At 72.1% G+C, this 25,558-nt stretch carries 22 protein-coding genes and 1 pseudogene; 9 read left to right on the top strand and 14 right to left on the bottom strand.

Annotation, left to right across the window (positions count from 1 at the left end):
- Positions 1-1,182, bottom strand: coding sequence for a pyruvate dehydrogenase (acetyl-transferring) E1 component subunit alpha (pdhA, locus tag ACIQI8_RS29970; RefSeq protein WP_402356855.1), 1,182 nt, complete (start codon positions 1,180-1,182; stop codon positions 1-3).
- A 343-nt stretch (positions 1,183-1,525) separates the two neighbouring features.
- Here pdhA (ACIQI8_RS29970) and ACIQI8_RS29965 point away from each other — a divergent pair, with 343 nt between their 5' ends.
- The 3 genes from ACIQI8_RS29965 (at position 1,526) to ACIQI8_RS29955 (ending at position 3,804) form a co-directional block, all read left to right on the top strand.
- Positions 1,526-2,185 carry a response regulator gene (locus tag ACIQI8_RS29965; RefSeq protein ID WP_402356851.1) on the top strand — a complete coding sequence of 220 codons (660 nt, stop codon included), beginning with the start codon at positions 1,526-1,528 and terminating at the stop codon, positions 2,183-2,185.
- 87 nt (positions 2,186-2,272) lie between these two features.
- Positions 2,273-2,707, top strand: a complete 435-nt coding sequence (locus tag ACIQI8_RS29960; RefSeq protein ID WP_402357946.1) for a pyridoxamine 5'-phosphate oxidase family protein — start codon at positions 2,273-2,275, stop codon at positions 2,705-2,707.
- Positions 2,708-2,799: 92 nt separating this feature from the next.
- Complete coding sequence (locus tag ACIQI8_RS29955; protein ID WP_402356848.1) at positions 2,800-3,804, top strand: phosphotransferase; 1,005 nt, start codon at positions 2,800-2,802, stop codon at positions 3,802-3,804.
- A 108-nt stretch (positions 3,805-3,912) separates the two neighbouring features.
- Here ACIQI8_RS29955 and ACIQI8_RS29950 read toward each other — a convergent pair whose 3' ends face one another.
- A complete protein-coding gene (locus ACIQI8_RS29950) occupies positions 3,913-5,481 on the bottom strand; it encodes a protein kinase (protein WP_402357943.1) in 1,569 nt (522 codons plus the stop codon).
- Positions 5,482-5,813: 332 nt separating this feature from the next.
- Here ACIQI8_RS29950 and ACIQI8_RS29945 point away from each other — a divergent pair, with 332 nt between their 5' ends.
- Positions 5,814-7,439: a protein kinase gene (locus tag ACIQI8_RS29945; protein WP_402356845.1), complete on the top strand. Its 1,626-nt coding sequence runs from the start codon at positions 5,814-5,816 to the stop codon at positions 7,437-7,439.
- 86 nt (positions 7,440-7,525) lie between these two features.
- On the opposite strand, the gene ACIQI8_RS29940 is transcribed toward ACIQI8_RS29945, so the two are convergent.
- Positions 7,526-8,068 (bottom strand): bacterial proteasome activator family protein, encoded by a 543-nt coding sequence (locus ACIQI8_RS29940; protein ID WP_123998912.1) that lies wholly within the window; start codon positions 8,066-8,068, stop codon positions 7,526-7,528.
- Positions 8,069-8,227: 159 nt separating this feature from the next.
- On the bottom strand, positions 8,228-8,815 hold the full coding sequence (locus ACIQI8_RS29935) for a PadR family transcriptional regulator (RefSeq protein ID WP_402356842.1): 588 nt from the start codon (positions 8,813-8,815) through the stop codon (positions 8,228-8,230).
- An 88-nt stretch (positions 8,816-8,903) separates the two neighbouring features.
- Here ACIQI8_RS29935 and ACIQI8_RS29930 point away from each other — a divergent pair, with 88 nt between their 5' ends.
- Entirely contained in the window at positions 8,904-9,575 is a 672-nt protein-coding gene (locus ACIQI8_RS29930) for a hypothetical protein (protein WP_402356839.1), read from the top strand.
- A 21-nt stretch (positions 9,576-9,596) separates the two neighbouring features.
- On the opposite strand, the gene ACIQI8_RS29925 is transcribed toward ACIQI8_RS29930, so the two are convergent.
- Positions 9,597-10,577: an NAD(P)H-quinone oxidoreductase gene (locus ACIQI8_RS29925; RefSeq protein WP_402356836.1), complete on the bottom strand. Its 981-nt coding sequence runs from the start codon at positions 10,575-10,577 to the stop codon at positions 9,597-9,599.
- Positions 10,578-10,717: 140 nt separating this feature from the next.
- Here ACIQI8_RS29925 and ACIQI8_RS29920 point away from each other — a divergent pair, with 140 nt between their 5' ends.
- Together ACIQI8_RS29920 and ACIQI8_RS29915 are read left to right on the top strand one after the other, a co-directional pair.
- A complete protein-coding gene (locus ACIQI8_RS29920) occupies positions 10,718-11,731 on the top strand; it encodes an ATP-binding cassette domain-containing protein (protein WP_402356833.1) in 1,014 nt (337 codons plus the stop codon).
- A complete protein-coding gene (locus ACIQI8_RS29915; RefSeq protein ID WP_402356830.1) occupies positions 11,728-12,576 on the top strand; it encodes an ABC transporter permease in 849 nt (282 codons plus the stop codon). Before ACIQI8_RS29920 ends, ACIQI8_RS29915 begins: the two co-directional genes overlap by 4 nt.
- 24 nt (positions 12,577-12,600) lie before the next feature.
- Here the strand turns inward: ACIQI8_RS29915 and ACIQI8_RS29910 are convergent, their stop codons facing one another.
- The 7 genes and pseudogenes from ACIQI8_RS29910 to pdhA (ACIQI8_RS29880) form a co-directional block, all read right to left on the bottom strand.
- Entirely contained in the window at positions 12,601-13,698 is a 1,098-nt protein-coding gene (locus ACIQI8_RS29910; protein ID WP_402356827.1) for a potassium channel family protein, read from the bottom strand.
- The gene (locus ACIQI8_RS29905) at positions 13,695-15,080 is read right to left on the bottom strand and encodes a molybdopterin molybdotransferase MoeA (protein ID WP_402356824.1); all 1,386 of its coding nucleotides are present in this window, start codon (positions 15,078-15,080) and stop codon (positions 13,695-13,697) included. Before ACIQI8_RS29905 ends, ACIQI8_RS29910 begins: the two co-directional genes overlap by 4 nt.
- Positions 15,077-15,928, bottom strand: a complete 852-nt coding sequence (locus ACIQI8_RS29900) for a DUF6457 domain-containing protein (protein WP_402357940.1) — start codon at positions 15,926-15,928, stop codon at positions 15,077-15,079. Before ACIQI8_RS29900 ends, ACIQI8_RS29905 begins: the two co-directional genes overlap by 4 nt.
- A 105-nt stretch (positions 15,929-16,033) precedes the next feature.
- Positions 16,034-16,444, bottom strand: a pseudogene (locus tag ACIQI8_RS29895) (molybdenum cofactor guanylyltransferase); the annotation flags it as partial.
- A 707-nt stretch (positions 16,445-17,151) separates the two neighbouring features.
- The gene (locus ACIQI8_RS29890; RefSeq protein ID WP_402356821.1) at positions 17,152-18,645 is read right to left on the bottom strand and encodes a dihydrolipoamide acetyltransferase family protein; all 1,494 of its coding nucleotides are present in this window, start codon (positions 18,643-18,645) and stop codon (positions 17,152-17,154) included.
- Positions 18,645-19,649 (bottom strand): alpha-ketoacid dehydrogenase subunit beta, encoded by a 1,005-nt coding sequence (locus ACIQI8_RS29885; RefSeq protein ID WP_402356818.1) that lies wholly within the window; start codon positions 19,647-19,649, stop codon positions 18,645-18,647. Before ACIQI8_RS29885 ends, ACIQI8_RS29890 begins: the two co-directional genes overlap by 1 nt.
- Entirely contained in the window at positions 19,649-20,782 is a 1,134-nt protein-coding gene (pdhA, locus tag ACIQI8_RS29880; protein ID WP_402356815.1) for a pyruvate dehydrogenase (acetyl-transferring) E1 component subunit alpha, read from the bottom strand. The genes ACIQI8_RS29885 and pdhA (ACIQI8_RS29880) overlap by 1 nt, the downstream gene beginning before the upstream one ends.
- A 174-nt stretch (positions 20,783-20,956) precedes the next feature.
- Here pdhA (ACIQI8_RS29880) and ACIQI8_RS29875 point away from each other — a divergent pair, with 174 nt between their 5' ends.
- On the top strand, positions 20,957-21,475 hold the full coding sequence (locus tag ACIQI8_RS29875; RefSeq protein ID WP_402356812.1) for an Lrp/AsnC family transcriptional regulator: 519 nt from the start codon (positions 20,957-20,959) through the stop codon (positions 21,473-21,475).
- Positions 21,476-21,488: 13 nt separating this feature from the next.
- On the opposite strand, the gene ACIQI8_RS29870 is transcribed toward ACIQI8_RS29875, so the two are convergent.
- Together ACIQI8_RS29870 and ACIQI8_RS29865 are read right to left on the bottom strand one after the other, a co-directional pair.
- Entirely contained in the window at positions 21,489-22,079 is a 591-nt protein-coding gene (locus ACIQI8_RS29870; RefSeq protein ID WP_402356809.1) for a TetR/AcrR family transcriptional regulator, read from the bottom strand.
- On the bottom strand, positions 22,076-23,593 hold the full coding sequence (locus ACIQI8_RS29865) for a 3-hydroxyacyl-CoA dehydrogenase (RefSeq protein ID WP_402356806.1): 1,518 nt from the start codon (positions 23,591-23,593) through the stop codon (positions 22,076-22,078). The genes ACIQI8_RS29870 and ACIQI8_RS29865 overlap by 4 nt, the downstream gene beginning before the upstream one ends.
- A 223-nt stretch (positions 23,594-23,816) precedes the next feature.
- On the opposite strand from ACIQI8_RS29865, the gene paaN reads away from it, so the two are divergent.
- Positions 23,817-25,508 carry a phenylacetic acid degradation protein PaaN gene (paaN, locus tag ACIQI8_RS29860; protein WP_402356803.1) on the top strand — a complete coding sequence of 564 codons (1,692 nt, stop codon included), beginning with the start codon at positions 23,817-23,819 and terminating at the stop codon, positions 25,506-25,508.
- Positions 25,509-25,558 lie beyond the last annotated feature (50 nt).

The raw sequence follows: 25,558 nt of genomic DNA, 5'->3' as shown, positions 1-25,558 counted from the left end.
TCACTTGCCCCCTTCCGCGTCCGCGAACGACGCCTGGTAGGCGGCGAACTGGGCCCGCTCCTCGTCGACGAGCGCGTGCCCGTCCGCGTACACGTTCTCGAAGATGGCGAAGTGGTCCGGGTCCGGCATGGCACGGACCGCCTCGCGCACTCGCTTTCCCAACGTCTCGCTCTCGGTCTCGAGTTCCGCGAAGAATCCCTCGTCCGCGTGGTTTGAGACCTCCAGGTACCGGCGAAGGCGCAGGATCGGGTCCTTCGCCTCCCAGGCCTCGCGCTCCTCGTCGGCCCGGTACTTCGTCGGGTCGTCGGAGGTGGTGTGCGCGCCCATGCGGTAGGTGTACGCCTCCACGAGCGTCGGTCCCTCGCCGCTGCGGGCCCGCTCCAGCGCCCACCGGGTGACCGCGAGACAGGCCAGCACGTCGTTGCCGTCGACCCGCACGCCCGGGAAGCCGAAGCCCTGGGCGCGCTGGTAGAGCGGCACCCGCGTCTGCTTCTCGGTCGGCTCGGAGATCGCCCACTGGTTGTTCTGGCAGAAGAACACCACCGGCGCGTTGTAGACCGCGGAGAAGGTGAACGACTCGGCGACATCGCCCTGGCTGGAGGCGCCGTCGCCGAAGTAGGCGATGACCGCGCTGTCGGCGCCGTCCTTGGTGACGCCCATCGCGTAGCCGGTGGCGTGCAGCGTCTGGGAGCCGATGACGATCGTGTAGAGGTGGAAGTTGTTGCTGTTGGGGTCCCAGCCGCCGTTGTTCACGCCGCGGAACATGCCGAGCAGGTTGGTCGGATCGACCCCGCGGCACCAGGCGACGCCGTGCTCGCGGTAGGTCGGGAAGACGTAGTCGTCGTCGCGCAGGGCGCGCCCCGAGCCGATCTGGGCGGCCTCCTGGCCCAGCAGCGAGGCCCACAGACCCAGCTCGCCCTGGCGCTGCAGGGCGGTGGCCTCGGCGTCGAAGCGGCGCGTGAGCACCATGTCGCGGTACAGGCCGCGCAGGTCCTCGGGGGTGACGCCGGTGACGTACTTGTCGTACTCGGTGTTCCTCACGCGTTCGCCCTCGGGCGTCAGCAGCTGGACGAGTTCCGGTTCGGCGTTCGGCGCGTTCTTTGCGGTCGTTCGCTTGCCGGCCGTGCTTTTGGCTCCGGCGCTGCGTCGCGGTTTGCGCGCGGCAGTGCTCTCCACGGTCACGTGTGCTCCTCCGTCGGTCCGGCTACCCGGGTTCGCCGGGCGCCAGTGCGGCTCACCTGGTCCCACGGACGCACGGGGTGGGTGCGGCCTACTGGGACACAGGCGTGACAGGTGCCCCGGCGAGCGCCCTGCAGAAGGCACGTTACCCAGTGCTCCACATTTCTGTGAAACCCCTCCTGACCTGCGATTTTGCTTGGATATCCAAGTAAATCGCGAAAGTCGGGAACTCTTCCTGGTCACAGCCTTGCAGGGGGCCGGAACAACGGCACGTTATCTCGGTGACCCAGGTCACGGGAAGAGTTCCCCTCGGGCGATGCTTCAGGCCCTGTGTGAGACTGCGTATGTGCGCGAAGAGGGAAAAATCAGGGTATTCCTGCTCGACGACCACGAGGTGGTCCGGCGCGGTGTCCACGAGCTCCTCTCGGTCGAGGACGACATCGAGGTGGTCGGCGAGGCGGGCACGGCGGCCGACGCGCTGGTACGGATTCCGGCCACCCGGCCCGACGTGGCGGTGCTGGACGTACGGCTGCCGGACGGCAGCGGCGTCGAGGTGTGCCGGGAGATCCGCTCCCAGGACGAGTCGGTGCGGTGCCTGATGCTGACGTCGTTCGCGGACGACGAGGCCCTCTTCGACGCGATCATGGCGGGCGCCTCCGGATACGTCCTCAAGGCCATCCGCGGCACCGAACTGCTGAGCGCCGTCCGGGACGTCGCGGCCGGCCGGTCCCTGCTCGACCCGGTCGCCACCGCGCGCGTGCTGGAGCGGCTGCGCGACGGCGGCACCGCGCGGGGCGACGAACGGCTCGCGAACCTCACCGTCCAGGAGCGCCGCATCCTCGACCTCATCGGCGAGGGCCTCACCAACCGCCAGATCGGCGAGCAGCTGCACCTCGCCGAGAAGACGATCAAGAACTACGTGTCGAGCCTGCTGGCCAAACTCGGTATGCAGCGGCGCTCCCAGGCGGCCGCGTACGTGGCACGGCTGCAGGCGGAGAAGCACTGAGCGCGGAAACATTGGGGACTTATGTCCCTGTTATCTCGCTTGTCCCGCCCGCACAGTGAACGCATGCCCTCCGAAGCACCCTCCGAGATGCCTTCCGACGCGCTCTCCGCGGACAAGCTCGCCGTCGAGCTGCTCGCCCGCAGCGACCACGGCCGGATCGCCACCAGCGTGCGCGCCCTGCCCTTCCTCGCCTTCGCCCGGCATATCGTCGAGGACGGCCGGGTACTGCTGCGGCTGCCCAGAAGTTGCGGCTACGACCGGGCTTGCGTCGGCACGGTGGTGGCGTACGGCTCGGACAACCTCGGTTTCGCGCGGCCGGGCGAGAGCCTGTGGACCGTGCAGGTCGTGGGCGCGTGCACGGCGTACGAACCGACCGCCGCCGAGACCGAGCGGTTCGGCCCGGCGCCCCGCCTGGTGGACGGTGAGCCGTACGAGCCCGTCTATCTGCGCGTCGAGCCGCAGTTCGGGACCGTCCACTCGATGGACGGCGGCCTGGAACGCCACTTCGAGCACACACTGTGACCGAAAGGGACTGAGTGTGACAAAGCCCAGGTCAAGGCACCGGCTCGTGCCCTAGCATCTGGCGCGTGCCGCGCTCCCCTTTACCACCCCGATTGCCTCACGCGCCCCCGCTGGAGCCCTTGCTGCGCCAGTACGGCGCCGGTTCCGCCGTCACCTGCGAGCCCGTCGAACAGGGCCTGCTCAACCGGGGCTACCGACTGCGCACGACCCGCGGTCGCTACTTCCTCAAACACCACTTCGACCCCGAGACCGCCGACCCGGTCGCCATCGCCCGCCAGCACCGGGCCACCCAGCGCCTGGCCGCCCTGGGCGTCCCGGTCGCCCCGCCGCTGACCGGCCGCGACGGACGTACGGTCGCCGTCGTCGGCGGACACGCCTACGCCCTGCACCCGTGGGTCGAGGGCCGCCACCGCAACGGCGGCCAGCTCACCACCACCCAGTGCGAGCGCCTCGGGGCGCTCCTGGGAGTGGTCCACGCGAGCCTGGAGCGCGTGATGCCGCGCCCCCCGCGCGCGTGCGACGAGTCGGCCGACAGCGCGGACCCCGAGGACACGTTCACCCTGATCGACGACCTGCTCACGCGGGTACGGCGCCATCACCCGCCGGACTCCTTCGACGAACTGGCCCGCCACCGCCTCCTGGAACGCCGGGCGCTCCTGGAGCAGCACGCCGACCGGCGCCCCCCGCACGGCGCCTGCGTCGGCTGGGTGCACGGCGACTTCCACCCGTTCAACCTGCTCTACAAGGGCGACGCGCCCGCCGCCATCGTCGACTGGGACCGGCTCGGCCTGCGCCCGCGCGCGGAGGAGGCCGTACGCGCCGCCGCGATCTTCTTCGTACGCCCCGCGGGCGCGCTGGACCTGCCGAAGGTACGGGCGTACGCGCACGCGTACCGGCGCACGGCCGGCGCCACGCCCTCCCAGCTCGCGGCGGCCGTGCACCGCGTGTGGTGGGAACGCCTCAACGACTTCTGGATGCTGCGCTGGCACTACGAACGCGGCGACACCCGCGCGGATCCCCAGTTCCCGGCCGCCTCGGCGCTCGCCGTGTGGTGGACCCGCGAGTACGACGCGGTGTGCGAGGCGTTCGCGTCGTAGCCGGATCGTCCCCGCCGCAGCCGCAGTCGGCGTCCGCAAAAACAGCACGCGCGCGTAGAGGCCGTTTCCGGCTCTACGCGCGCGTGTCGGGTCTGTCGCGATCCTCGGTCAGCCGAGTACGCCCGAGCTCACACCGCCGGCGTCCGCGCCACCGTCCGCGCCCGGTTCCGTCGGGTCGGTCGACGGCTGGGTCGCGGTCGCCGTCGGCTCGTCCGTGGGCTCCTCGGTGGTGGGCTCGTCCGTGGGCTCGTCGGTCGGCTCGTTCGTGGCGCTCTGGGACGGCGTGTACGAGGGCGTGTACGACGGCGTGTAGTTGGAGCCGGAGCTCGTGCCGCTGCCGTCGTCGGTCTGCTCGTCGGTCGGCTCGTCGGTGGTGTCGTCGCTCGGCGTCTCGCTGGCCGAGTCGTCCTCGGTGGAGGCCGACTGCGACGGCGACTTCGTGGGGCTCGTACCGCCGCCGCCGGAACCGGTGTTGTTCAGCGCCAGCGCCACGCCCGCCGCGATGGCGATCACCGCGAGCACGGCGAGGATCCACAGCTTGCCGCGGCCGCCGCCCCGGTTGCCCTGTCCCTCGAAACCGCCGTCGTCCCCGTTGCCGTAGCCGCCGGGCAGGATCGGCTGCGGGATCTGGGTCGTGCCGGAGGAGTCGCCGGAGGGCAGGACCGACGTGGCGCCGTAGCCGGCGACCGGGGTCCGGCCGTCGTGCATGCCGACCGGGCCGGTGTTCCAGGTGCCGGTGTGGCCGCCCTGGTCGTACAGCATCTGCAGCCCGTACTGGACCAGGCCGCGCATCTCCTCGGCGGTCTGGAAGCGGTCGTCGGGCTCCTTGGCGAGCGAGCGCATGACCAGGCCGTCGAGCTCCGGCGGCGAGGCGTCGGAGACCTCGGACGGCGGGGTCGGGATGTCCTGGACGTGCTGGTAGACCACCGAAAGGGGCGTCTCGCCGGTGAACGGGGGCCGCAGCGCGAGGAGTTCGTAGAGGAGGCAGCCCGTCGCGTACAGGTCGGAGCGGTGGTCGACGGCCTTGCCGAGCGCCTGCTCGGGCGAGAGGTACTGCGGGGTGCCCATGACCATGCCGGTCTGCGTCATCGTCGTGGACGCGCCGTGCAGCGCCCGGGCGATGCCGAAGTCCATCACCTTGACGGCGCCGTTGTGCGTGATGATCACGTTCGCCGGCTTGATGTCCCGGTGCACGATGCCGTGCTGGTGCGAGTAGGCGAGCGCCTCCAGGACCCCGGAGACGATGATCAGGGCCTGCTCGGGGCCGGGCGCCTCGGCGTTGAGGAGGAGGTCGCGGATGGTGCGTCCCTCGACGATCTCCATCACGATGTACGGCACCGACTGGCCACCCACGTAGTCCTCGCCGGAGTCGTACACGGCGACGATCGCGTGGTGGTTGAGGCCGGCCACGGACTGGGCCTCGCGGGTGAAGCGGGCCTTGGAGGTCGGGTCCTCGGCGAGATCGGCGCGCAGCAGCTTGACCGCGACGGTGCGCCCGAGCCGTACGTCCTCGGCCGCGAAAACCTCGGCCATACCGCCCCGACCCAGTCGGTGGGTCAGCCGGTACCGGCCGTCGCCGACCAGTCCGCCGTTGCCCCACAGCTCCGGTGCGTCCGACATACCGCCGCCAGCCGTCTCGGGGTCGGACGGGCCCTGAGCGTGCTGCTGTGCCATCAGTCCTCGCCGTCGTTTCTGCCCGCGGTAGGCGCGGTGTTGTTACGGTCTCCGTCGGCCACGCTACAGCCTCGGCGCAAGCCTCCGGTCCGGGACGGGTGCCGCGAACCGCACAGGACGGACCGGCCATCAAACCCTCGAACCGTTCAGTGGTGCAACTTGCGTGTACCGCCCGTACAGCCTCTGTAACGCTCTCGCGCAGCTTCTTTCGCGTACGGTCACGGATCGGGCACCGAACTTGACGTGTCAGTGCCCTCCGGCAGACTTGGCCGGTAATGAGTCAGTAGATCAATGACGGTGGGCCGGCTTCTCAAGGCCGATGGGGGACACGGAACATGAGCCAGGACGGCGCACAGGGCCGGTACGCGGGGCGGGCGCTGGCCGGCGGCCGCTATCAGCTGCGCGACTTGCTCGGCGAGGGCGGCATGGCCTCGGTGCACCTGGCGTACGACGCCGTGCTCGACCGGCAGGTCGCGATCAAGACACTCCACACCGAGCTCGGCCGCGAGCAGGCCTTCCGCGAGCGCTTCCGCCGCGAGGCCCAGGCCGTGGCCAAGCTCACGCACACCAACATCGTCTCGGTCTTCGACACCGGCGAGGACGAGCTGGACGGCTCGACGATGCCGTACATCGTCATGGAGTACGTCGAGGGCCGCCCGCTCGGCTCGGTGCTCGACGAGGACGTGCGGCGGTTCGGCGCGATGTCCGCCGACCGGGCGCTCAAGGTCACCGCGGACGTCCTGGCGGCCCTGGAGATCAGCCACGAGATGGGTCTGGTCCACCGGGACATCAAGCCGGGCAACGTGATGGTGACCAAGCGCGGTGTCGTCAAGGTGATGGACTTCGGCATCGCGCGCGCCATGCAGTCCGGTGTCACCTCGATGACGCAGACCGGCATGGTGGTCGGCACCCCGCAGTACCTCTCGCCCGAACAGGCGCTGGGCCGCGGGGTGGACGCGCGCTCCGACCTCTACTCGGTCGGCATCATGCTGTTCCAACTGGTCACCGGGCGGCTGCCGTTCGACGCCGACTCCCCGCTGGCCATCGCGTACGCGCACGTGCAGGAGGAGCCGGTCGCCGCCTCCTCGGTCAACCGGGCGCTGCCGCCGGCGGTGGACGCGCTCATCGCCCGCGCGCTGAAGAAGAACCCGAACGAGCGCTTCCCGAGCGCCGTCGCCATGCGCGACGAGTGCCTGCGCGTGGCCGCCTCCTTCCACGCCACCCCGCCGAGCATCGTCCCCGGTGCCCCCACCCCGAGCGGCGCGGGCGTCGGCTCCGCGGTGTTCCCGCCGGTCGACCAGGCGAGCCAGGCGCCGCCGGGCCCGGTCCACACGCCGTACCAGCCGAACCCGACCCAGAGCCCGTACGGCACACCCACGCCTGCTCCGGCCTACGGATACCCCCAGCAGGGCGGCTACCACACGCCCGTCGGGTACGGACAGCAGCCGACGACCCCGCCGCCCTACAACCTCTCGCCCCAGCCGGGCCCCTCCGGAGGCGGCGGCAAGGGCAACCGGCCGGTGGTCGTCGGCGCGATCGTCGTCTCCGTGCTCGCCGTCGGCGGTCTGGTCACGGCGCTGCTGCTCAACAACGGCGGCGACAGCGGCGACGAGGGCAAGGGCGGTGACAGCAGCGCGAGCGCGACGGCGACCGGCGGCGCCTCGCAGTACCGCGGCCCGGATCCTTCGAAGACGATCGACCCCTCCGAGTGCTCGGAGCCGCAGGAGTCGTACAACGACCCCGGAAAGATCCGGCTGCCCGACTTCCGCTACAAGTACGTCAAGTCGGTCAAGGAGTGCCTCCAGGCCGCCGGCTGGGAGGTGAAGACCAACGACGTCCAGGAGAACACGTACGGACAGGGCGCGGTCATCAACCAGTTCCCGTCCGCCGACACCGACGTCGACCCCAAGAAGATGCCCGAGATCGAACTGGGCGTCTCGACGGGCTACCCGCCGTCCTGACACCGACGGGCCGATGGGCCCGTGATGTCGTACGCACGTGAAGGGGCCCGGCAGCTGACCTGCCGGGCCCCTTCACGTGCGGATGTCTACAGGTACGGTCCGCCCACCCGGCCGCCCGGGTGACCGTCCTCGCCCGCCTCCTGACCGCCGACGCCCGGCGGAAGGGCGCGGCGCATCTGCTCCAACTGGGCCCGCGCCGCCATCTGCTGGGCGAACAGCGTGGTCTGGATCCCGTGGAAGAGTCCCTCCAGCCAGCCGACCAACTGGGCCTGCGCGATGCGCAGTTCCGCGTCGCTGGGGGTGCCCTCGTCCCGGAAGGGCAGGGAGAGCCGCTCCAGTTCCTCGACCAGCTCGGGCGCGAGACCGTCCTCCAGCTCCTTCACCGAGCTGCGGTGGATCTCCTTGAGCCGCACCCGGCTCGCCTCGTCCAGGGGAGCCGCCCGCACCTCCTCCAGAAGCTGCTTGATCATGCTGCCGATCCGCATCACCTTGGCCGGCTGCTCGACCTGTTCCGTCACCGGAATCTCGCGGGAGTCCTCGTCTCCGCCGCCGCCAATCGCCATGCCGTCCTGGCCCACGACCAGGATCTGCGGATTGTCCGGCGACCGTTCGTTCCTCGGCATCTCCATGCCGCCATTCTCTCGCACCCGTGCATTTCATCACCTGGGCGCCCCCCGGTGTCGGGTGATCCACTGTTTCCGGACCCACCGTTTCCGGTCCCGGCGACCGGGCGAGGGAGGGTCAGGCGACCGGGCGGGTGGCGGCCAGGCGGGCCGCTGTCCGGCCGATCAGGTGGGCGACGGTTCCGGCCGATCGGGCGGCGGCGTCGGCGGCCACCCGCCGCGGACCATCCGCAGCAGCCGGGCCTCGCAGTGGTCCAGCCAGCGGATCTCCGCCTCCGCGTGACAGATCAGCTGCTCCAGGACCAGCAGCCGGGCCAGTTCGTCCGGATGCTCGGCGGGCGCCCCGGTCAGCGCCCGCGCCCGCTGTCGTACGTACTCGTGCAGCGCGTCCGCGATGTGCCGGCGCTGCGCCTCGACGACCCGGCGCACGTCCACGCCGGGCGCGCCGACCGCGAGGACCAGCTTGATCGCCAGTTCGTCGCGGGGCACTCCGGACCGCTCCACCGGCCCCGCGAACCAGGCCCGCAGCTCGACCCGGCCCGCCTCGGTCAGCGCGTACAGCGCCCGGCCGGCCTCGTCGGCGCCCTCCTGGACGACCATCCCGTCCCGCTCCAGGCGGTCGAGGGTCGTGTAGACCTGCCCGATGTTGAGCGGCCAGGTGCCGCCGGTACGCGCCTCGAACTCGGTGCGCAGCCGGGAGCCGTAGCGGGGGCCGCGGTCCAGCAGTGCGAGCAGTCCGTGGCGTATCGACATACCTGGATTGTGCAACCGTCCCGCGTTCCTTCGGCCCCCTGGCGCAATCCGGAATGCCGGACCGCGGAGCCGGTGTGAGCCTGGAGACGTGAATCCATGGCTGCGCACGCTGCGCGCGACGGGACGGGCGGTACGAGTGGTGGGGACGGGGACGGGCGTGCTCGTCCTGTGGTGGGTGGCGGCCGTGCCGTCTTACGGCGCGGTGCCGTTCTGCGCGGCGGTGCCGGCTTGCAGGACGGTGCCGTCGCCCCTAGTGACCCCGTCGCACGCCCCTGCCCCGAGGGCGACCACGTCGCCCGTCGCTGCCTCCGAGGCGCCCTCTTCGCATCCGCCTGTTCCCGGCGCGCCCGCGGCCGTGGCCGCCCCGAAGGCGTCCGGTTCCCCGTCCCCCGAGTCTCCCGACGGCCCCGCCGCGCCGTCCCGCGCCGGAAGCCTGGCGGGCGAGGGACGGCAGCGGCCGGGGCGGGCGGAGACGTCGGCGCCGGCCGACGAGGACCAGGACGGGCAGGACGAGGAGAACTCGGGGTACGCCGAGGAGGAAGACGACGGGAGTTCCCCCGACGCCACCGAGTCGCCGCGGGCCTCCGGGACGCCGGGGCTCGCCGTCACCCCTCTCGGCCGACCGGCGCACCGGCCCGTCACCCACGCCGAGGCCCCCACCGAACCCGTCCTGCGGATCCTGCCGCTGGGCAGCGGCCTGGTCCTCATCGGAGTCGGCCTGGGCCTGGCCTTCGCGGGCCTGCGCATGCGGCGCGGCTGAGGCCTGCGCAGAGGGCAACCCCTAGGGCACCACGAGCAGCACCTTGCCCACGTGACCGCTCTCCTCCACGACCCGGTGGGCGGCTGCCGCGTCGGACATCGGGATCTCGCGGTCGACGACCGGACGGACGTGACCGCCCGCGAGCAGCGGCCAGACGTGTTCGCGTACGGCCGCGACGATCGCCGCCTTCTCCGCCAGCGGACGCGCGCGCAGCGAGGTCGCGCTGATGGCGCCCCGCTTGCCGAGCAGCGCGGCGATGTTCAGCTCCCCCTTGAGCCCGCCCTGCATGCCGATGATCGCGAGACGTCCGTTGACGGCGAGAGCCTGGACGTTGCGGTCGAGGTACTTGGCACCCATGTTGTCGAGGATGACGTCGGCGCCGGCCCCGCCGGTGGCCTTCTTGAGCTCCTCGACGAAGTCCTGCTCGCGGTAGTTGATCAGGATGTCGGCGCCGAGTTCGGCACACCGGTCGAGCTTCTCCTTCGTACCGGCCGTGACCGCGACCTTCGCCCCGACCGCCTTGGCCAGCTGGATCGCCATCGTGCCGATGCCGCTGGAGCCGCCGTGCACGAGCAGCGTCTCGCCGGGCCGCAGGTGGGCGATCATGAAGACGTTCGACCAGACCGTGCAGACCACCTCGGGCAGGGCGGCCGCGCTCTTGAGGTCGACGCCCGCGGGCACGGGCAGCAGCTGGCCGGCCGGGACGACGACCTTCTCGGCGTATCCGCCGCCCGACAGCAGCGCGCACACCTCGTCGCCCACCGCCCAGCCGGTGACACCGGGTCCGGTCGCGGCGACGCGGCCGGAGCACTCCAGGCCGGGGTAGGGGGAGGCGCCGGGCGGTGGGTCGTAGAAGCCCTGCCGCTGCAGGATGTCGGCGCGGTTGACGGCGCCGGCCACCACGTCGACCAGCACTTCGCCCTCGCCGGGCACCGGATCGGGGACCTCGTCCCACACCAGCGCCTCGGGCCCACCAGGTTCGGGAATCGTGATCGCATGCATGTGAAGGACGCTACCCCTCGCCACCGCGCCGCTCCCGTCCGCCAGGTCCGTACCGAAAAAAGTGTGCGCCCACCGATGAGTTCCGGAGAAGGTAAAGGTCTCACCATGCAGAACCCAAGTGCGTGGAAGGAAACCCCACCATGAGCCAGCACACGACCGGCCTGGCCATCGAGACCGCGGGACTGGTGAAGACGTTCGGCGACACCAGGGCGGTGGACGGCGTCGACCTCGCCGTCCCGACCGGCACGGTCTACGGCCTCCTCGGCCCGAACGGCGCGGGCAAGACCACCACCGTCAAAATGCTGGCCACGCTGCTGCGTCCGGACGGCGGCCAGGCACACGTCTTCGGCCACGACGTCGTGCGCGAGGCCGACGAGGTCCGCGCCCGCGTCAGCCTCACCGGCCAGTACGCGTCGGTGGACGAGGACCTCACCGGCGCCGAGAACCTGATCCTGCTGGGCCGCCTCCTGGGCCAGGCCAAGAAGGCCGCGCGGGAGCGTTCGGCGCAGCTCCTGGAGGCCTTCGGGCTCACGGACGCGGCGAGCAAGCAGGTCAAGCACTACTCCGGCGGCATGCGGCGCCGCATCGACATCGCCGCGTCCATCCTCAACACCCCCGACCTGCTCTTCCTGGACGAGCCGACCACCGGACTCGACCCGCGCAGCCGCAACCAGGTCTGGGACATCGTCCGCGCGGTCGTCGCGCAGGGCACGACGGTGCTGCTGACCACGCAGTACCTGGACGAGGCCGACCAGTTGGCGTCCCGGATCGCCGTCATCGACCGCGGCAAGGTGATCGCCGAGGGCACGAAGGGCGAGCTCAAGGCGTCCGTCGGCGCCGGTTCCGTACACCTGCGTCTTCGGGACGCGGGGCAGCGGCCCGAGGCGGCCGAGGTGCTGCGGCGGGCGCTGGACGCGCAGGTGCAGCTGGAACCCGACCCGGTCGCGCTGACCGCCCGCGTGGGCGCGGCGGCGAGCGACAAGGCCGCCGAACAGGCCGCCCGCGCACTTGGCGAACTCGCCCGCGCGGGCATCACCGTGGACAACTTCTCGCTGGGCCAGCCCAGCCTGGACGAGGTCTTCCTCGCCCTCACCGGACATGACACGCAGGACGTCCGCAACCAGACCGCTGAGAAGAGCGAGGCCGTCGCATGAGCACCGCCACCAGCACCGAGACCAAGGACCTCGCCCCCGTCAGCGCCGAGTCGCTGGCCGCCCTGCTGATCGGCGGGGAACGGCCGCCGCGGCCCAGCGCCCTGTCCGCCTCGCTGACCTTCGGCTGGCGGGCCATGCTCAAGATCAAGCACGTGCCGGAGCAGCTCTTCGACGTGACCGCGTTCCCGATCATGCTGGTGCTGATGTACACGTACCTCTTCGGGGGCGCCCTGGCCGGGTCACCGACGGAGTACATCCAGTTCCTGCTGCCGGGCATCCTGGTGATGTCGGTCGTGATGATCACCATGTACACGGGCGTCTCGGTCAACACCGACATCGAGAAGGGCGTCTTCGACCGCTTCCGCACGCTGCCGATCTGGCGGCCGGCGGTGATGGTCGGCTATCTGCTCGGCGACGCCCTGCGCTACACGATCGCGTCCGTCGTGATGCTCACCGTCGGCATGATCATCGGCTACCGCGCGGACGGCGGAGTGGCCGGCGTGCTCGCCGGGATCGCGCTGCTCGTCGTGTTCTCGTTCGCGTTCTCGTGGATCTGGACGATGTTCGGGCTGCTGCTGCGCACCGAGAAGTCGGTGATGGGCGTCAGCATGATGGTGATCTTCCCGCTGACCTTCCTGTCCAACGTCTTCGTCGACCCGCACACCATGCCCGGCTGGCTGCAGGCCTTCGTCAACAACAGCCCGATCACCCACCTCGCGTCGGCGGTGCGCGGCCTGATGGCGGGCGACTGGCCGGCCGACGAGGTCGCCTGGTCGCTGGGCTGGGCGGGCCTGTTCGTGCTGGTCTTCGGACCGGTCACCATGCGGCTGTACAACCGCAAGTAGTCCGAGCGGTCCGCCCGGCCCCGGTCAGTGCCGGGGCATCGGGCGGACGTCGGGTGCGATCTGCGTGCCCGGCGACGCCCGCACGATCGTGATCAGCCGGTCCGTCAACTGCAGTGTCCCGACGGCCGGATCGTCGTATCCGAGCACCCGGTGCCCGCGTACGACACTCACCACCAGGTCGTCGGTCTCGCGCGGTTTCTTGCCCACCTCGGCTTTTATGACGGGCCGCTCCACCATGTCGAGCCCGCTGCCCTGCTGGATGAGGTCCTCCATCACCATGCCGGCTGCGGGGCTGAGCACGGACAGGCCGAGCAGCCGTCCGGCCGCGCTCGCGCTGGTGATGACGGCGTCGGCGCCGGACTGCTTGAGCAGCGGCGCGTTCTCCTCCTCGCGCACGGCGGCCACGATCTTCGCGCCGCGGTTGAGCTGCCGGGCCGTCAGGGTCACCAGCACGGCCGTGTCGTCCCGCTGGGTCGCGATGATGATCTGCCGCGCCCGCTGCACCTCGGCCCGCGTCAGCACCTCGCTGCGGGTCGCGTCCCCGACCACCCCCGCGAACCCGTCGGCGGTCGCGGCCTCGATCACCTTGGCACTGGGGTCGACCACGACGACCTGCTCCTGCTTCAGCCCGGTCGCGCACACGGTCTGGATCGCCGAACGCCCCTTCGTCCCGAAGCCGATGACGACGGTGTGATCGCGCAAGGTGGACCTCCAGCGGTTCTGACGCCATTCCTCCCGGGTCCGTTCGGTGAGGACTTCGAGCGTGGTGCCGACCAGGATGATCAGGAAGATCACCCGCAGCGGCGTGATGACGAGGATGTTGGTGAGCCGGGCGCCGTCGCTGACGGGGGCGATGTCGCCGTATCCGGTGGTGGAGAGCGTGACGGTCGCGTAGTAGGCCGCGTCCAGGAAGTCGACCGATCCGTCGGAGTTGTCGTTGTAGCCGTCCCGGTCGATCCAGACGATCAGGGCGGTGGCGGCCAGCACCAGCAGCGCCATGAGCAGCCGCTTGACGACCTGCTGGATGGGACGCTCGACGACCTTCTTAGGGAGTTTCAACCGATGGAGCACAAGATGCTCGTCGGCCTGCCGGGCGATGGCGTCGTGGCCCGGAAGTTTCACGTGAAACACACCCCGATCCCGGCGAACGCCCAGGGCAGATCGAGCAGTTCGAGCTCCTCACCCGCACGCGACCCACCCGGTGGTACGACGACCAGGGCATCGGCCGCCGCGATACCGCGCAGCATCGCCGGACCGTTGTAGTGCAGCGCCACGGCGTGGTCACCGCGCAGCACGCCGGGGATCAGCCGGGTGTCGTACGGGTGCCCGTGCACCGCGTCCTGGATCGGCATCGTGTACGGCTCGGGCGCCGGGCGTGCCGCGAGGGTCCGCAACAGGGGCTCGGCGAGCGTGAGCAGACCGGAGACGGCGGCGAGGGGATTGCCGGGCAGTCCGACGAGGTGCTGATTCTCCTTGATGCGGGCCAGCAGCATGGGGTGACCGGGGCGCACCTTGACGCCGTCCACGAGGAGTTCGGCACCGATGCGGCTCAGGGTGGGGTGGACATGGTCGACAGGCCCGGAGGCGGTACCGCCGGTGGTCAGGATGAGATCGGCGTCGGAGCCGGTGATCGCCTTGTGCAGCGCCTTGGCATCGTCGCCGACCCGGCGAACGGCAGCCACGCTCGCGCCGAGCGCCCGCAGCCACGGCGGCAGCATCGGTCCGAGCGCGTCCCGGATCAGCCCCTCGTGCGGCAGCCCCTCGGTGAGCAATTCGTCGCCCAGGACGAGGACTTCGACGCGGGGAGCGGGTACGACGGTGAGGGTGTCGTAGCCCGCTGCCGCGGCGAGACCGAGCACCGCCGGGGTCACGAGCGTGCCCAGAGGGACGAGTTGGTCTCCGGAGCGGCACTCCTGCCCCCGCGGCCGGATGTCCTGACCGTGCTGAAGGTCCCGCCCGGCGTGCAGGCGTCCCTTGTCGTCGGTGCGCCCGTGTTCGCTGCGCAGCACGGCGGTGGTGTCCGGCGGGATCCGCGCGCCAGTGGCGATCCGTACGGCCTCCCCGTCGGTGAGCCGCGCGGGCTCCCCGTGCCCGGCCAGCACCCCCTCGTCCCGTACGTCCCAGGGCCCTGGCCCGGCGACCGCCCAGCCGTCCATCGCCGAGGTGTCGAAGGAGGGCAGGTCGGTGAGGGCGGTGAGGGGAGCGGCGAGGGTGAGTCCGAGGGCGTCCTCGATGCGCACGGAGACGGGGGCGCGCCGCCCGCCGGAGCGTGCGGCCCGGGCGGCGATCGCCCTGGCCTCGGCCCAGCCGGTGGCCTTGTGCGCAGCCGCGTGCTGGTCGTGCCGGGCGCCCGGTCCGGCGGGGGCGGGCACGGCGTCACCGGAAGCGGGGCGGGGACCAGCACCAGAACTGGATGTACGGCCGTCGGGATCCCTCACCAGCGCGAGCACCTCATCGACGTCGAAGTCGGTGTCCTCGGCGTTCCCGCCGGTCCGGGCGGTCATCCTGCGTCCGGGGCGGGCTGGGCCTCGGAGTCGTCCTCCTCGGCCCAGCGCAGGGCGAGTGCGGCGGCCTTGCGGGCGGCCTCGGCGACGGCTTCCGGACCACCCCCGGCCTGCGCGGCCGCGTACCCGACGAGAAACGTCGTCAGCGGCGCCGCGGGCCTGGCAACTCCATGGGCGGCATCACGGGCGAGGTCGAGCAGCACGCCGGTGTCGACGTCCAGATCGAGCCCCAGCTCGTCCTTGACAGCGGAAATCCATTCATCCAACACGTGCCCATGCTCCCTGATACGTGCCCTGGCGGCGGCGATGTCGTCCCAGGTGTCGCAGTCGAACGACGCGACAGGATCGGGGACGCGGGTGAGGTGAAGAGCGCTGACCAGACGACGGAGGGGAAGACCGGTCAGGGAAGTGGAATCGACGGGGGCGAGCGGACTCGATGGCCCGGCCGAGTGGGCGGGCTTGAGCGGGCTGGCGGGGGGTGTGGGGGTGGCGGGTGTGGCGGCGGCGGGGGGTATGGCGGGGGCGTCCGGCACGGCGGGAGCGGGCGGCCCGGCGGGTGCCGTGGGTGCGGGCGGGCCCGAGGGTGCCGTGGGTGCGGGCGGGCCCGCGATCGTCTCCGGGCGCGCAGGCGCGGTGGAGGCGTCCAGGCCGGCGGGTGTGGCACTTGGTGCGGCGGGAGCGCCACGCACAGCGGGTGCGGCAGGCACGGCGGGTGCGCCCGGTGTAGCGGGAGCGTCCGGCCCGGCGGGCGCGGACGGTTCCCCGGTTGCCTCCGGGCGCGCTGGTGCGGCAGGCGCGGCGGGAGCGGCAGGTGGGGCGGGTGTGGCAGGTGGGGGCGGGCCCGCGATCGTCTTCGGGCGCGCAGGCGCGGTGGAGGCGTCCGGCCCGGCGCCGCCTGCGGCTGGGGACCGGGCGCTCGGGGCTCCGGAGCCGTTCACCCCCGCCCCGGCCAGCGCAGCGAGCTCGCTGCGCAGGGCGTCCGCGCGGTACGCGGCGACGAGGGGCTGGTCGCGGCCATCGGTGTCGGTGAGGAGGGCGCCCTCCGTGCCGGCCGCCCGCAGGGCCGCCAACAGCCGCTGCACGGTCGTCGGTTCGAGGAAGGGCAGGTCGGCGGAGAGGACGACGACGTGTTCCGCCGTGGTGTGCGCGAGACCGGCGGCGAGCGCGGCGACCGGGCCCCCGCCGGGCGGCTCCTCGCGTGCCCACACCACAGGCCGGGCGGTGGGCCGGACATCGGCGACGACCACGGTCGTACGCGCGTCGGCACAGGCGGTGAGCACCCGGTCCAGCAGCGCCCGCCCACCGACCCGCACCCCGGGCTTGTCGGCACCACCGAGCCGCCGAGCGGCGCCCCCGGCGAGCACGACGGCGTCGTAGGCCGGTTCGACACCGGGACCGCCCGGGGGCTCGTACGAGGTCACCCCCCGAGTATGCGTGCCGTCACGATCACAGGGAACGTGCGGGCGGTGACGCAATCACGGGGTGCGGGACGGAGAGGTGGGCCGGGCGAGAGGGAAAGGGCGGCGCCACGAGTCGCGCACTGCGGGCCGGACGGAGGCGCACCTGTGCGCACGTCACGCGTCCGCACTCGCCCGACGCATGCGCCACGCTCACCGCTTGCGGGACGCGAGGAACGGCCGGGCACAGGCACACATCCGCACCCGCACCCGCACCGTGAACTCGCTGCGCTGGCCGGGGCGGGGGTAATCGGGTCCGACGCTTCGAGCGCCCCGTCCGCAGCCGCAGGCACCGCCGCGTCGGACGCCTCCACCGCGCCTGGGCGTCCGAAGACGATCGCGGGGCCGTCCGCACCCGCCGCGCCCGCCGGGCCGGACGCCTCCACCATGCCTGCGCGCCCGAAGACGATCACGAACCCGCCGCACCCGCCGCCCCCACCGCACCCACCGTGCCTTGCCTGCCGTACCCGCACGACGCGCCCCGGCTCACCGCGCGCAGGACGCGAGGCGACGGCCCGGCACAAGCCACGCCATGCACCCGCACCCGCACCCGCACCCGCCCACGCCGCACGCACGTGCCCCGCACGCACGCGCCCCCCCACGCCCGTGCCCCCTCACAACGTCCGCAGCAGCACCGCCGGTTGTTCCACGCAGTCCGCCACGTACCGCAGGAAGCCGCCCGCCGTGCCGCCGTCGCAGACGCGGTGGTCGAAGGTGAGGGAGAGCTGGACGACCTGGCGCACCGCCAGTTCGCCCTCGTGCACCCACGGCCTGGGGACGATGCGGCCGACGCCGAGCATCGCGGCCTCGGGGTGGTTGATGATCGGCGTGGAACCGTCGACGCCGAACACCCCGTAGTTGTTCAACGTGAAGGTCCCGCCCGTGAGTTGGGCGGGCATCAGCGTGCCGGCCCGGGCCGCCTCGGTCAGCCGGGCGAACTCCGCGCTCAGCGACTCGGCGTCCCGTCCGTGCGCGTCCCGCACGACCGGCACGACCAGACCCCGTTCGGTCTGCGCGGCGAACCCGAGGTGCACGTGCTCCAGCCGGACGATCTCCCTGGCCTCCATGTCGACCGAGGAGTTGAGCTCGGGGAAGCGGGCGAGGGCGGCGGTGCAGACACGGGCCAGCAGGGCGAGAACCGAGATCTTCGGCCCACCCCCCGCGTTCATCGCGGCCCGCGCGCGCATGAACTCCGTCGCGTCGGCGTCCACCCAGCACGTCGCGTCCGGGATCTCACGCCGGCTGCGGGAGAGCTTGTCGGCGACGGCCCCGCGAACTCCCTTGAGGGGCACGCGAACGCCCGCGCGCGGGGCGGTCGACGGCGTGGATGCGGCGGTCGGCGCGGCGGGGGCGGCACCGGCGGCCGGGGCCATACTCGGCGCGGCAACGGCACGCAGCGCCTGCTCCACGTCCGCCCGCAGGATCAGCCCGTCGCGGCCTGACCCCGTCATCGCCCGCAGATCCAGACCGTTCTCGCGGGCGAGCCGCCGCACGAGGGGCGAGATGACCGGCACGGGCCCGTCAGCGGTCCGGCCGGTCGTTCCGTCAGCGGTCCGGCCGGTCATGCCCTCGGCGGTATCGACGGCACCGTCGATCCGCCCCGGCCCGACCGCACCCTTACGGACCGGCGTTGCCATCGAAGCGAAGGAGGCCGTCGACGCGGTGGACGCGGTCGAAGGGGTCGACGCGGTCGGCACCGCAGGACCCGGCGAAGCCGTCGGTTCCGCCCGCCGAACCCGCCGTCGTCGCGCCGGCGCCTCCGAAGTCCCGTACCCCACAAGCACGTTGCCGGAGCCCTCCGCGGATCCGCCCGAGCCTGCCGTCGAACCGCCCGAGCCCGCCGTCGAACCGCCGGACGGCAACCCGTCGACCGCCACCGTCAACAGCGGCGCCCCCACGGGCAGTTCCGCGCCCTCCTCGCCGAAGCGGGCCGTGACCACGCCGCCGTAGGGGCAGGGCACCTCGACCATCGCCTTGGCCGTCTCGACCTCGACGACCGGCTGGTCGATGGCGACGACGTCACCGACCTGGACCAGCCAGCGCACGATCTCCGCCTCGGTGAGGCCCTCGCCGAGGTCGGGCAGTTTGAACTCCAGCACCTGTGCCATCAGCCCTCGGCCTCCCACTGCAGACGGGCCACCGCGTCCAGGATCCGGTCCACACCGGGCAGGTGGTGCCGCTCCAGCATCGGCGGCGGGTAGGGGATGTCGAACCCGGCGACACGCAGCACCGGCGCCTCCAAGTGGTGGAAGCAGCGCTCGGTCACGCGGGCCGCGATCTCCCCGCCGGGGCCGCCGTAGCCGCCCGACTCGTGCACGACGACCGCGCGCCCGGTCCGCCGGACCGACGCGCACACGGTCTCGTCGTCGAACGGCACCAGGGAGCGCAGGTCGACGACTTCGAGGTCCCAGCCCTCGGCCCGGGCCGCCTCAGCGGCGTCGAGGCAGACGGGCAGCGAGGGCCCGTACGTGATGAGCGTGGCGCTGGTGCCCGGGCGGCGCACCACCGCACGGCCGATCGGCTCGACGGGTGACGGATCGTCGGGGTTCCAGGAGTCCTTCGACCAGTACAGCCGCTTGGGCTCCATGAAGACGACCGGGTCGTCGGAGGCGATCGCGGCGCGCAGCAGTCCGTAGGCGTCGGCGACGGTCGCGGGTGTGACGACGTGCAGGCCCGGGGTGGCCATGTAGTACGCCTCGGAGGAGTCGCTGTGGTGCTCGACGCCTCCGATGCCGCCGCCGTAGGGGATGCGGACGGTGATCGGCAGGGGCATCGCCCCGCGCGTGCGGTTGCGCATGCGCGAGACATGGCTGATCAGCTGCTCGAACGCCGGGTAGGCGAACGCGTCGAACTGCATCTCCACGACCGGCCGCAGCCCGTACATCGCCATGCCGACGGCCGCGCCGAGGATGCCCGCCTCGGCCAGCGGGGTGTCCGTGCACCGGTCCTCGCCGAACTCCTTGGCGAGCCCGTCGGTGACCCGGAAGACACCACCGAGGGTGCCGACGTCCTCACCGAGGACGTGCACGGCCGGGTCGGCGGCCATGGAGTCGCGCAGCGCGCGCGTGAGGGCCTGCGCCATGGTGGCCGGCTTGAGGGCGACGGTGGTCATCAGTGCGCCCCTTCCCGCTCCGCCGCCAACTCCGCCGCCAACTGCTCGCGCTGCTCGCGCAGTTGCGGGGTGGGTTCGGCGTAGACGTGCGCGAAGAGGTCCATCGGGTCGAGCGCCGGGTCCTGGTTCATGCGCTCGCGCAGGTCGGCGGCCATGGTCTCGGCGGCGTCCCGCGCGGCCTGGACGTCGGCCTCGTCGAGCAGGCCGCGCTCGGTCAGCTCGTGCTCCAGGAGCGCGATCGGGTCGTGCGCGCGCCAGGCCTCGACCTCGGTGTCACCGCGGTAGCGGGTCGCGTCGTCGGCGTTGGTGTGGGCCTCGATGCGGTACGTGATCGCCTCGACGAGCGTCGGACCGCCACCCGCGCGGGCGTGCCGTACGGCGTCGGCGAGGACCGCGTGCACGGCCGCCGCGTCGTTGCCGTCGACCAGGCGGCCGGGCATGCCGTAGCCGACCGCCTTGTGCGCGAGGGAGGGGGCCGCGGTCTGCTTGGCGAGCGGGACGGAGATGGCGAAGCCGTTGTTCTGGACCAGGAAGACGACCGGGGCCTGCCAGACGGCGGCGAAGTTCAGCGCCTCGTGGAAGTCGCCCTCGCTGGTGCCGCCGTCGCCGACCATGGCGAGCGCGACCACGTCGTCGCCCTTGAGGCGGGCGGCGTGCGCGAGGCCGACGGCGTGCGGGAGCTGGGTGGCGAGCGGGGTGCTCAGGGGGGCGATGCGGTGCTCGCGCGGGTCGTAGCCGGTGTGCCAGTCGCCGCGCAGCAGGGTGAGGGCCTGCACGGGGTCCAGGCCCCGGGCGACGGCGGCGAGGGTGTCGCGGTAGCTGGGGAAGAGCCAGTCGCGCTCCTCCAGGACGAGCGCGGCGGCGACCTCGCAGGCCTCCTGGCCGGTGCTGGAGGGGTAGACGGCGAGCCGGCCCTGCTTGGTGAGGGCGGTGGCCTGCGTGTTGTATCTGCGCCCGCGGACCAGCTCGGCGTGCAGCCGGCGCAGCAGGGCCGGGTCGGCCTGCGCGGCGGCGTCGGTGCCCAGAACGCGGAACGGGTGCGCGTCGGGCAGCAGCGGCGCGGGGTCCGTGCGGGGCTGCCAGGCGGGCGGCGGCGCGGGCCGGTAGGCGCCCCGCTGCTCCAGGACCGTCATGACGGCACCTCCTCGTGCGAGCGACTGTGGACGCGTCACGAGAGTGATGCGCCTCACCTACCGATTGTTCGGTCGTCGGCACATTTTGGCTACAGGCACCGCCAGGCTGTGGACAAACGGTTCTGCACAACCTGAAATGAACGCAGTACGTCCATGGTAGGGAGGCGGGGGGACATGGCACCTGAACAAATGGCCGAAGGATCAGAGGGCAGCGGGAGCGGCGGGGCCGGCGGCCCTCAGCCGCCCGCGCGCCCCCTCGACGCGATCGACCTGGACATCCTGCAGATGCTCCAGGCGGACGGCCGCGCGTCGATAAGGTCCGTCGCCGAACGGGTGCATGTCTCGCGCGCCAACGCCTACGCGCGGATCAACCGCCTCATCGAGGACGGCGTCATCCGCGGCTTCGGCGCCCGCGTCGACCACGAACGCGCCGGTCAGGGCACCTCGGCGTACATCACCCTGAAGATCGTCCAGAACTCCTGGCGCACGGTGCGCGAACAGCTCAGACAGCTGCCCGGGGCCTCCCACATCGCGCTGGTGGGCGGGGACTTCGACGTGCTGCTGCTGGTGCACACGCCCGACAACAAGGCGCTGCGCGAGCTGGTGCTCACCCGGCTCCAGAACATGCCGGAGGTGCTCAGCACGCGCACACTGCTGGTGTTCGAGGAGGAGGACCTGGAGCCGCAGGGCTGACCCACAGTGCCTGTCAGTCCTGCTTGCGCAGTCCCGAGAAGACCAGCCGCACGACCGCGTCCGCGACCTCGCGTTCGTTCATGCCGCGCCCGTCGGGGCGGTACCACTCGACGATCGAGTTGATCATCCCGAAGACGAGCCGTGTCGCGAGCCGCACCTCCACGTCACCGCGCACTTCCCCGGCGTCGGCCGCCGCCCGCAGCAGATCGGCGACCCGGTGGTCGAAGTCCCGGCGCCGGTCCAGGGCCCACCGCTCGGTGCCCGTGTTGCCGCGCACCCGCAGCAGCAGCGTCACGTAGGGCAGCTCGGTGATCAGCACCTCGACCATCCGCCGCACGACGTACTCCAGCCGCCCCTCGGCGCTGCCCACGCGCGCGGGGTCCTCGTCGAGGATCTCGAAGAGGCCGTCCAGGGCCCGGCTCACGGCCCGGCGCAGCAGCTCCTCCTTGCCGGTCACGTGGTGGTAGATCGATGACTTGGAGATGCCGGCCGCCTTGGAGAGGTGCTCCATGGAGGTGCCGTCGTAGCCGCGCTCGTTGAAGACCTGGACGGCGACGGACAGCAGCGTCTCCGGGGTGTACGTGTCGCGCTTGGCGGTGGTCATGACGTGCTGCCCTCCCGCTTGTCGGTGGCGTACGCGTGTCGGTAGAGCGCGAGGGACGGCGCGTAGCGTCCGGAGGGGTCGCGCATGTGCAGGTCGTCCAGGAGGGCGTAGGCCCAGTTGCGGCCGAGCCTGCGGCTCCATTCGAAGGGTCCCAGGGGGTAGTTGACCCCGAGGCGCATCGCGGTGTCGATGTCCTCCTCGGTGGCCACGCCCTTGGCGACGGCGTCGTGCGCCAGGTCGACGATCCGGGCGACCGTGCGGGCGACGATCATGCCGGGGACGTCCCCGATGAGGCTGACGTCCTTGCCGAGCGCCTGGAAGAGGCCGGTGGCCTCGGTGAGGGTCCCCGGGGAGGTGTCCTGGGAGGCGGACAGGGCGATGCGGGTGGCCTTGCGGTAGTCGAGGGCGAGGTCGAAGTAGACGACGTCGCGGAACTCCACGGAGGTCTGGCCGTCGGCGAGCGCCAGCTGGCCGCCGCCGGGCAGCACCAGGCGGGTGCCGTGGTCCTCCTCGTCCTCGCGGACCTGGATGCCCGCCTCGCGCAGCAGCGGGAGCAGTTCGGCGGCCGGGCCCAGGTCGCCCTCCACGACGACGTAGGCGGGCGCCCGCTGCGGCTCCGCGGTGTGCGGCTCGGCGGCCTCGGCGTCCTCCCCGTGGTCGTACCAGCCCTGTCCGCTCTTGCGGCCGAGCCGGCCGGACTCCACCAGGCGCCGCTGGGCGAGCGAGGGCGTGAAGCGCACGTCCTGGAAGAAGGCCTCCCACACCGAGCGCGTCACCGCCTCGTTGACGTCCTGCCCGATGACGTCGGTCAGTTCGAACGCGCCCATCCTGAAGCCGCCCGACTCGCGCAGCACGGCGTCGATGGTGGCGGGGTCGGCGCCCTGGGCCTCGTAGACCGCGAACGCCTCGGCGTAGAAGGGCCGGGCGAGGCGGTTGACGATGAAGCCGGGGGTGTCGGCGCAGGCGACCGGCGTCTTGCCCCAGGCGCGGGCCATCTCGTACGCGCGCGTGGCCGACGTGACGTCGGTGGCGAAGCCGGAGACGACCTCGACCAGCGGCAGCAGCGGGGCGGGGTTGAAGAAGTGCAGGCCGACCAGGCGGCCGGGGTTGCGCAGGGCGCCGCCGATGGCGGTGACGGACAGGGACGAGGTGTTGGTGGCGAGCAGGCAGTCCTCGTCGACCAGGTCCTCCAGCGCCCGCAGCAGCTCCTGCTTGACGTCCAGCCGCTCCAGCACCGCCTCGACGACCAGCGTGCAGTCCGCGAGGTCGGCGAGGTCGGCGGCGGGCAGCAGCCGCGCGCGGGCCGCGTCGCGCTCGTCGGCGGAGAGCCGGTCCTTGGCGACGAGCCGGTCGAGTCGGGCGACGATCGCCTCGGCCGCCTCCTGGGCGCGCCCGGGGGCGGTGTCGTACAACCGCACGTGGTGGCCGGCGACCAGCGCGACCTGGGCGATGCCCTGGCCCATGGTGCCGGTACCGACGACGGCCACGGGGCTGCTGAGGTCCAGTGCTGTCATGTGCGCGATCCTCCCGCACGGGGTTTTCCACAGATGCGGCGGACCCCCTTGTCCCGACCGATCGTTCGGTTACTCTAACTCTGGGCGGGTGTTCCCGCGCCTTGTTACTGCCCAGGTCATGAGCCCGGCAAAGAGTCCACGACCGTCCTGATGGTCCACGACGGTGCCCGACAGTGTCCGACAAAGAGTCACAGTGTTCGCAAGACGAGGAGTTGGTCCCCCCATGGCTGCCGAACCGACCGCGCACGAACTGATCGCCAAGCACCGGCCCACACTCGACCAGGCCCTGGAAGCGATCCGTACGCGCGCGTACTGGTCGCCACACCCCGAACACCCCAAGGCCTACGGGGAGAACGGCAGCCTGGACATGGCCGCGGGCAAGGCCGCCTTCGACGCCCTCCGGGGCACCCGCCTCGACCTGGACCAGCCCGGCACGGACGGCTGGACGGGCGGCGAGGTCTCGCCGTACGGCATCGACCTGGGCGTCGAGTACCCGCACGCGGACCTCGACGTGCTGCTGCCCGCCATGAAGGCAGGACAGCGCGCCTGGCGGGACGCGGGCCCGGAGGTCCGCGCGGTGATGAGCCTGGAGATCCTCAAGCGGATCTCCGACCGGACGCACGAGTTCGCGCACGCGGTCATGCACACCAGCGGCCAGGCCTTCATGATGGCGTTCCAGGCGGGCGGCCCGCACGCGCAGGACCGCGGCCTGGAGGCGGTGGCCTACGCGTACGCGGAGCAGGTCCGCACGCCCGACACGGCCCAGTGGACCAAGCCGCAGGGCAAGCGCGACCCGCTGGTCATGACCAAGGAGTTCACGCCGGTCCCGCGCGGGATCGCCCTGGTGATCGGCTGCAACACCTTCCCGACGTGGAACGGCTACCCGGGCCTGTTCGCCTCGCTGGCCACCGGCAACGCGGTTCTCGTGAAACCCCACCCGCGCGCGGTGCTGCCGCTCGCGCTCACCGTGCAGATCGCCCGTGAGGTGCTCGCCGAGACCGGCTTCGACCCGAACCTGGTGGCGCTGGCCGCCGAGCGCCCCGGCGAGGGCATCGCCAAGACGCTGGCCACCCGCCCAGAGATCCGGATCATCGACTACACGGGGTCCACGGCCTTCGGCGACTGGCTGGAGACCAACGCCCGCCAGGCCCAGGTCTACACGGAGAAGGCCGGCGTCAACACGGTCCTCGTCGAGTCGACCGCCAACTACAAGGGCATGCTCGCCAACCTGGCGTTCTCGCTCTCGCTCTACAGCGGCCAGATGTGCACCACCCCGCAGAACCTGCTGATCCCCCGCGACGGCATCGGCACCGACCAGGGCCACAAGACCTTCGACGAGGTCGTCGCGGATCTCGCCCGCGCGGTCGACGGTCTGCTGGGTGATGACGCGCGTGCCAACGGGCTGCTCGGCGCGATCGTCAACCCGGACGTGAAGGCCCGGGTCGAGGCTGCCGCCGGACTCGGCGAAGTCGCGCTCGCCTCACGGGAGATCACGAACCCCGAGTTCCCGGACGCGGTGGTGCGTACGCCGGTGATCGTGAAGCTCGACGGGGCGAAGCCGGATGACGAGGCCGCGTACATGAGCGAGTGCTTCGGTCCCGTCTCCTTCGCCGTCGCCGTCGACTCGGCCGCGGATGCGGTGGCCCTGTTGGGGCGGACGATTCGGGAGAAGGGCGCGATGACGGTCGGGGCGTACACGACTGATGCCGGGGTCGAGGACGCGGTCGAGGAGGTCTGCCTGGAGGAGGCCGCGCAGCTCTCGCTGAACCTGACGGGTGGGGTGTACGTCAATCAGACGGCCGCGTTCTCCGACTTCCACGGGTCCGGTGGGAACCCGGCGGCGAATGCTGCGCTGGCCGACGGGGCGTTTGTGGCCAACCGGTTCCGGGTTATCGAGGTTCGTCGGGACGCCTGAGGGGGCGGGGGTTCCGGTTTCCGCGCGGCCGACGGCCCGTTGTGGCTGGT

This window comes from Streptomyces sp. NPDC092369, from assembly GCF_044755245.1.
GTDB lineage: Bacteria > Actinomycetota > Actinomycetes > Streptomycetales > Streptomycetaceae > Streptomyces.
Note: the sequence above shows the minus strand (reverse complement) of the source record. Positions and strands in the feature narration are given on the sequence as shown.

Bases quoted from the DNA above. Each gene is read 5' to 3' on its own strand.
- ACIQI8_RS29960 (WP_402357946.1), top strand. From the start codon at position 2,273: ATGCCTTCCGACGCGCTCTCCGCGGACAAGCTCGCCGTCGAGCTGCTC.
- ACIQI8_RS29945 (WP_402356845.1), top strand. From the start codon at position 5,814: ATGAGCCAGGACGGCGCACAGGGCCGGTACGCGGGGCGGGCGCTGGCC.
- ACIQI8_RS29940 (WP_123998912.1), bottom strand. From the start codon at position 8,068: ATGGAGATGCCGAGGAACGAACGGTCGCCGGACAATCCGCAGATCCTG.
- ACIQI8_RS29935 (WP_402356842.1), bottom strand. From the start codon at position 8,815: ATGTCGATACGCCACGGACTGCTCGCACTGCTGGACCGCGGCCCCCGC.
- ACIQI8_RS29925 (WP_402356836.1), bottom strand. From the start codon at position 10,577: ATGCATGCGATCACGATTCCCGAACCTGGTGGGCCCGAGGCGCTGGTG.
- ACIQI8_RS29920 (WP_402356833.1), top strand. From the start codon at position 10,718: ATGAGCCAGCACACGACCGGCCTGGCCATCGAGACCGCGGGACTGGTG.
- ACIQI8_RS29915 (WP_402356830.1), top strand. From the start codon at position 11,728: ATGAGCACCGCCACCAGCACCGAGACCAAGGACCTCGCCCCCGTCAGC.
- ACIQI8_RS29905 (WP_402356824.1), bottom strand. From the start codon at position 15,080: ATGACCGCCCGGACCGGCGGGAACGCCGAGGACACCGACTTCGACGTC.
- ACIQI8_RS29890 (WP_402356821.1), bottom strand. From the start codon at position 18,645: ATGGCACAGGTGCTGGAGTTCAAACTGCCCGACCTCGGCGAGGGCCTC.
- ACIQI8_RS29885 (WP_402356818.1), bottom strand. From the start codon at position 19,649: ATGACCACCGTCGCCCTCAAGCCGGCCACCATGGCGCAGGCCCTCACG.
- pdhA (WP_402356815.1), bottom strand. From the start codon at position 20,782: ATGACGGTCCTGGAGCAGCGGGGCGCCTACCGGCCCGCGCCGCCGCCC.
- ACIQI8_RS29875 (WP_402356812.1), top strand. From the start codon at position 20,957: ATGGCACCTGAACAAATGGCCGAAGGATCAGAGGGCAGCGGGAGCGGC.
- ACIQI8_RS29870 (WP_402356809.1), bottom strand. From the start codon at position 22,079: ATGACCACCGCCAAGCGCGACACGTACACCCCGGAGACGCTGCTGTCC.
- ACIQI8_RS29865 (WP_402356806.1), bottom strand. From the start codon at position 23,593: ATGACAGCACTGGACCTCAGCAGCCCCGTGGCCGTCGTCGGTACCGGC.
- paaN (WP_402356803.1), top strand. From the start codon at position 23,817: ATGGCTGCCGAACCGACCGCGCACGAACTGATCGCCAAGCACCGGCCC.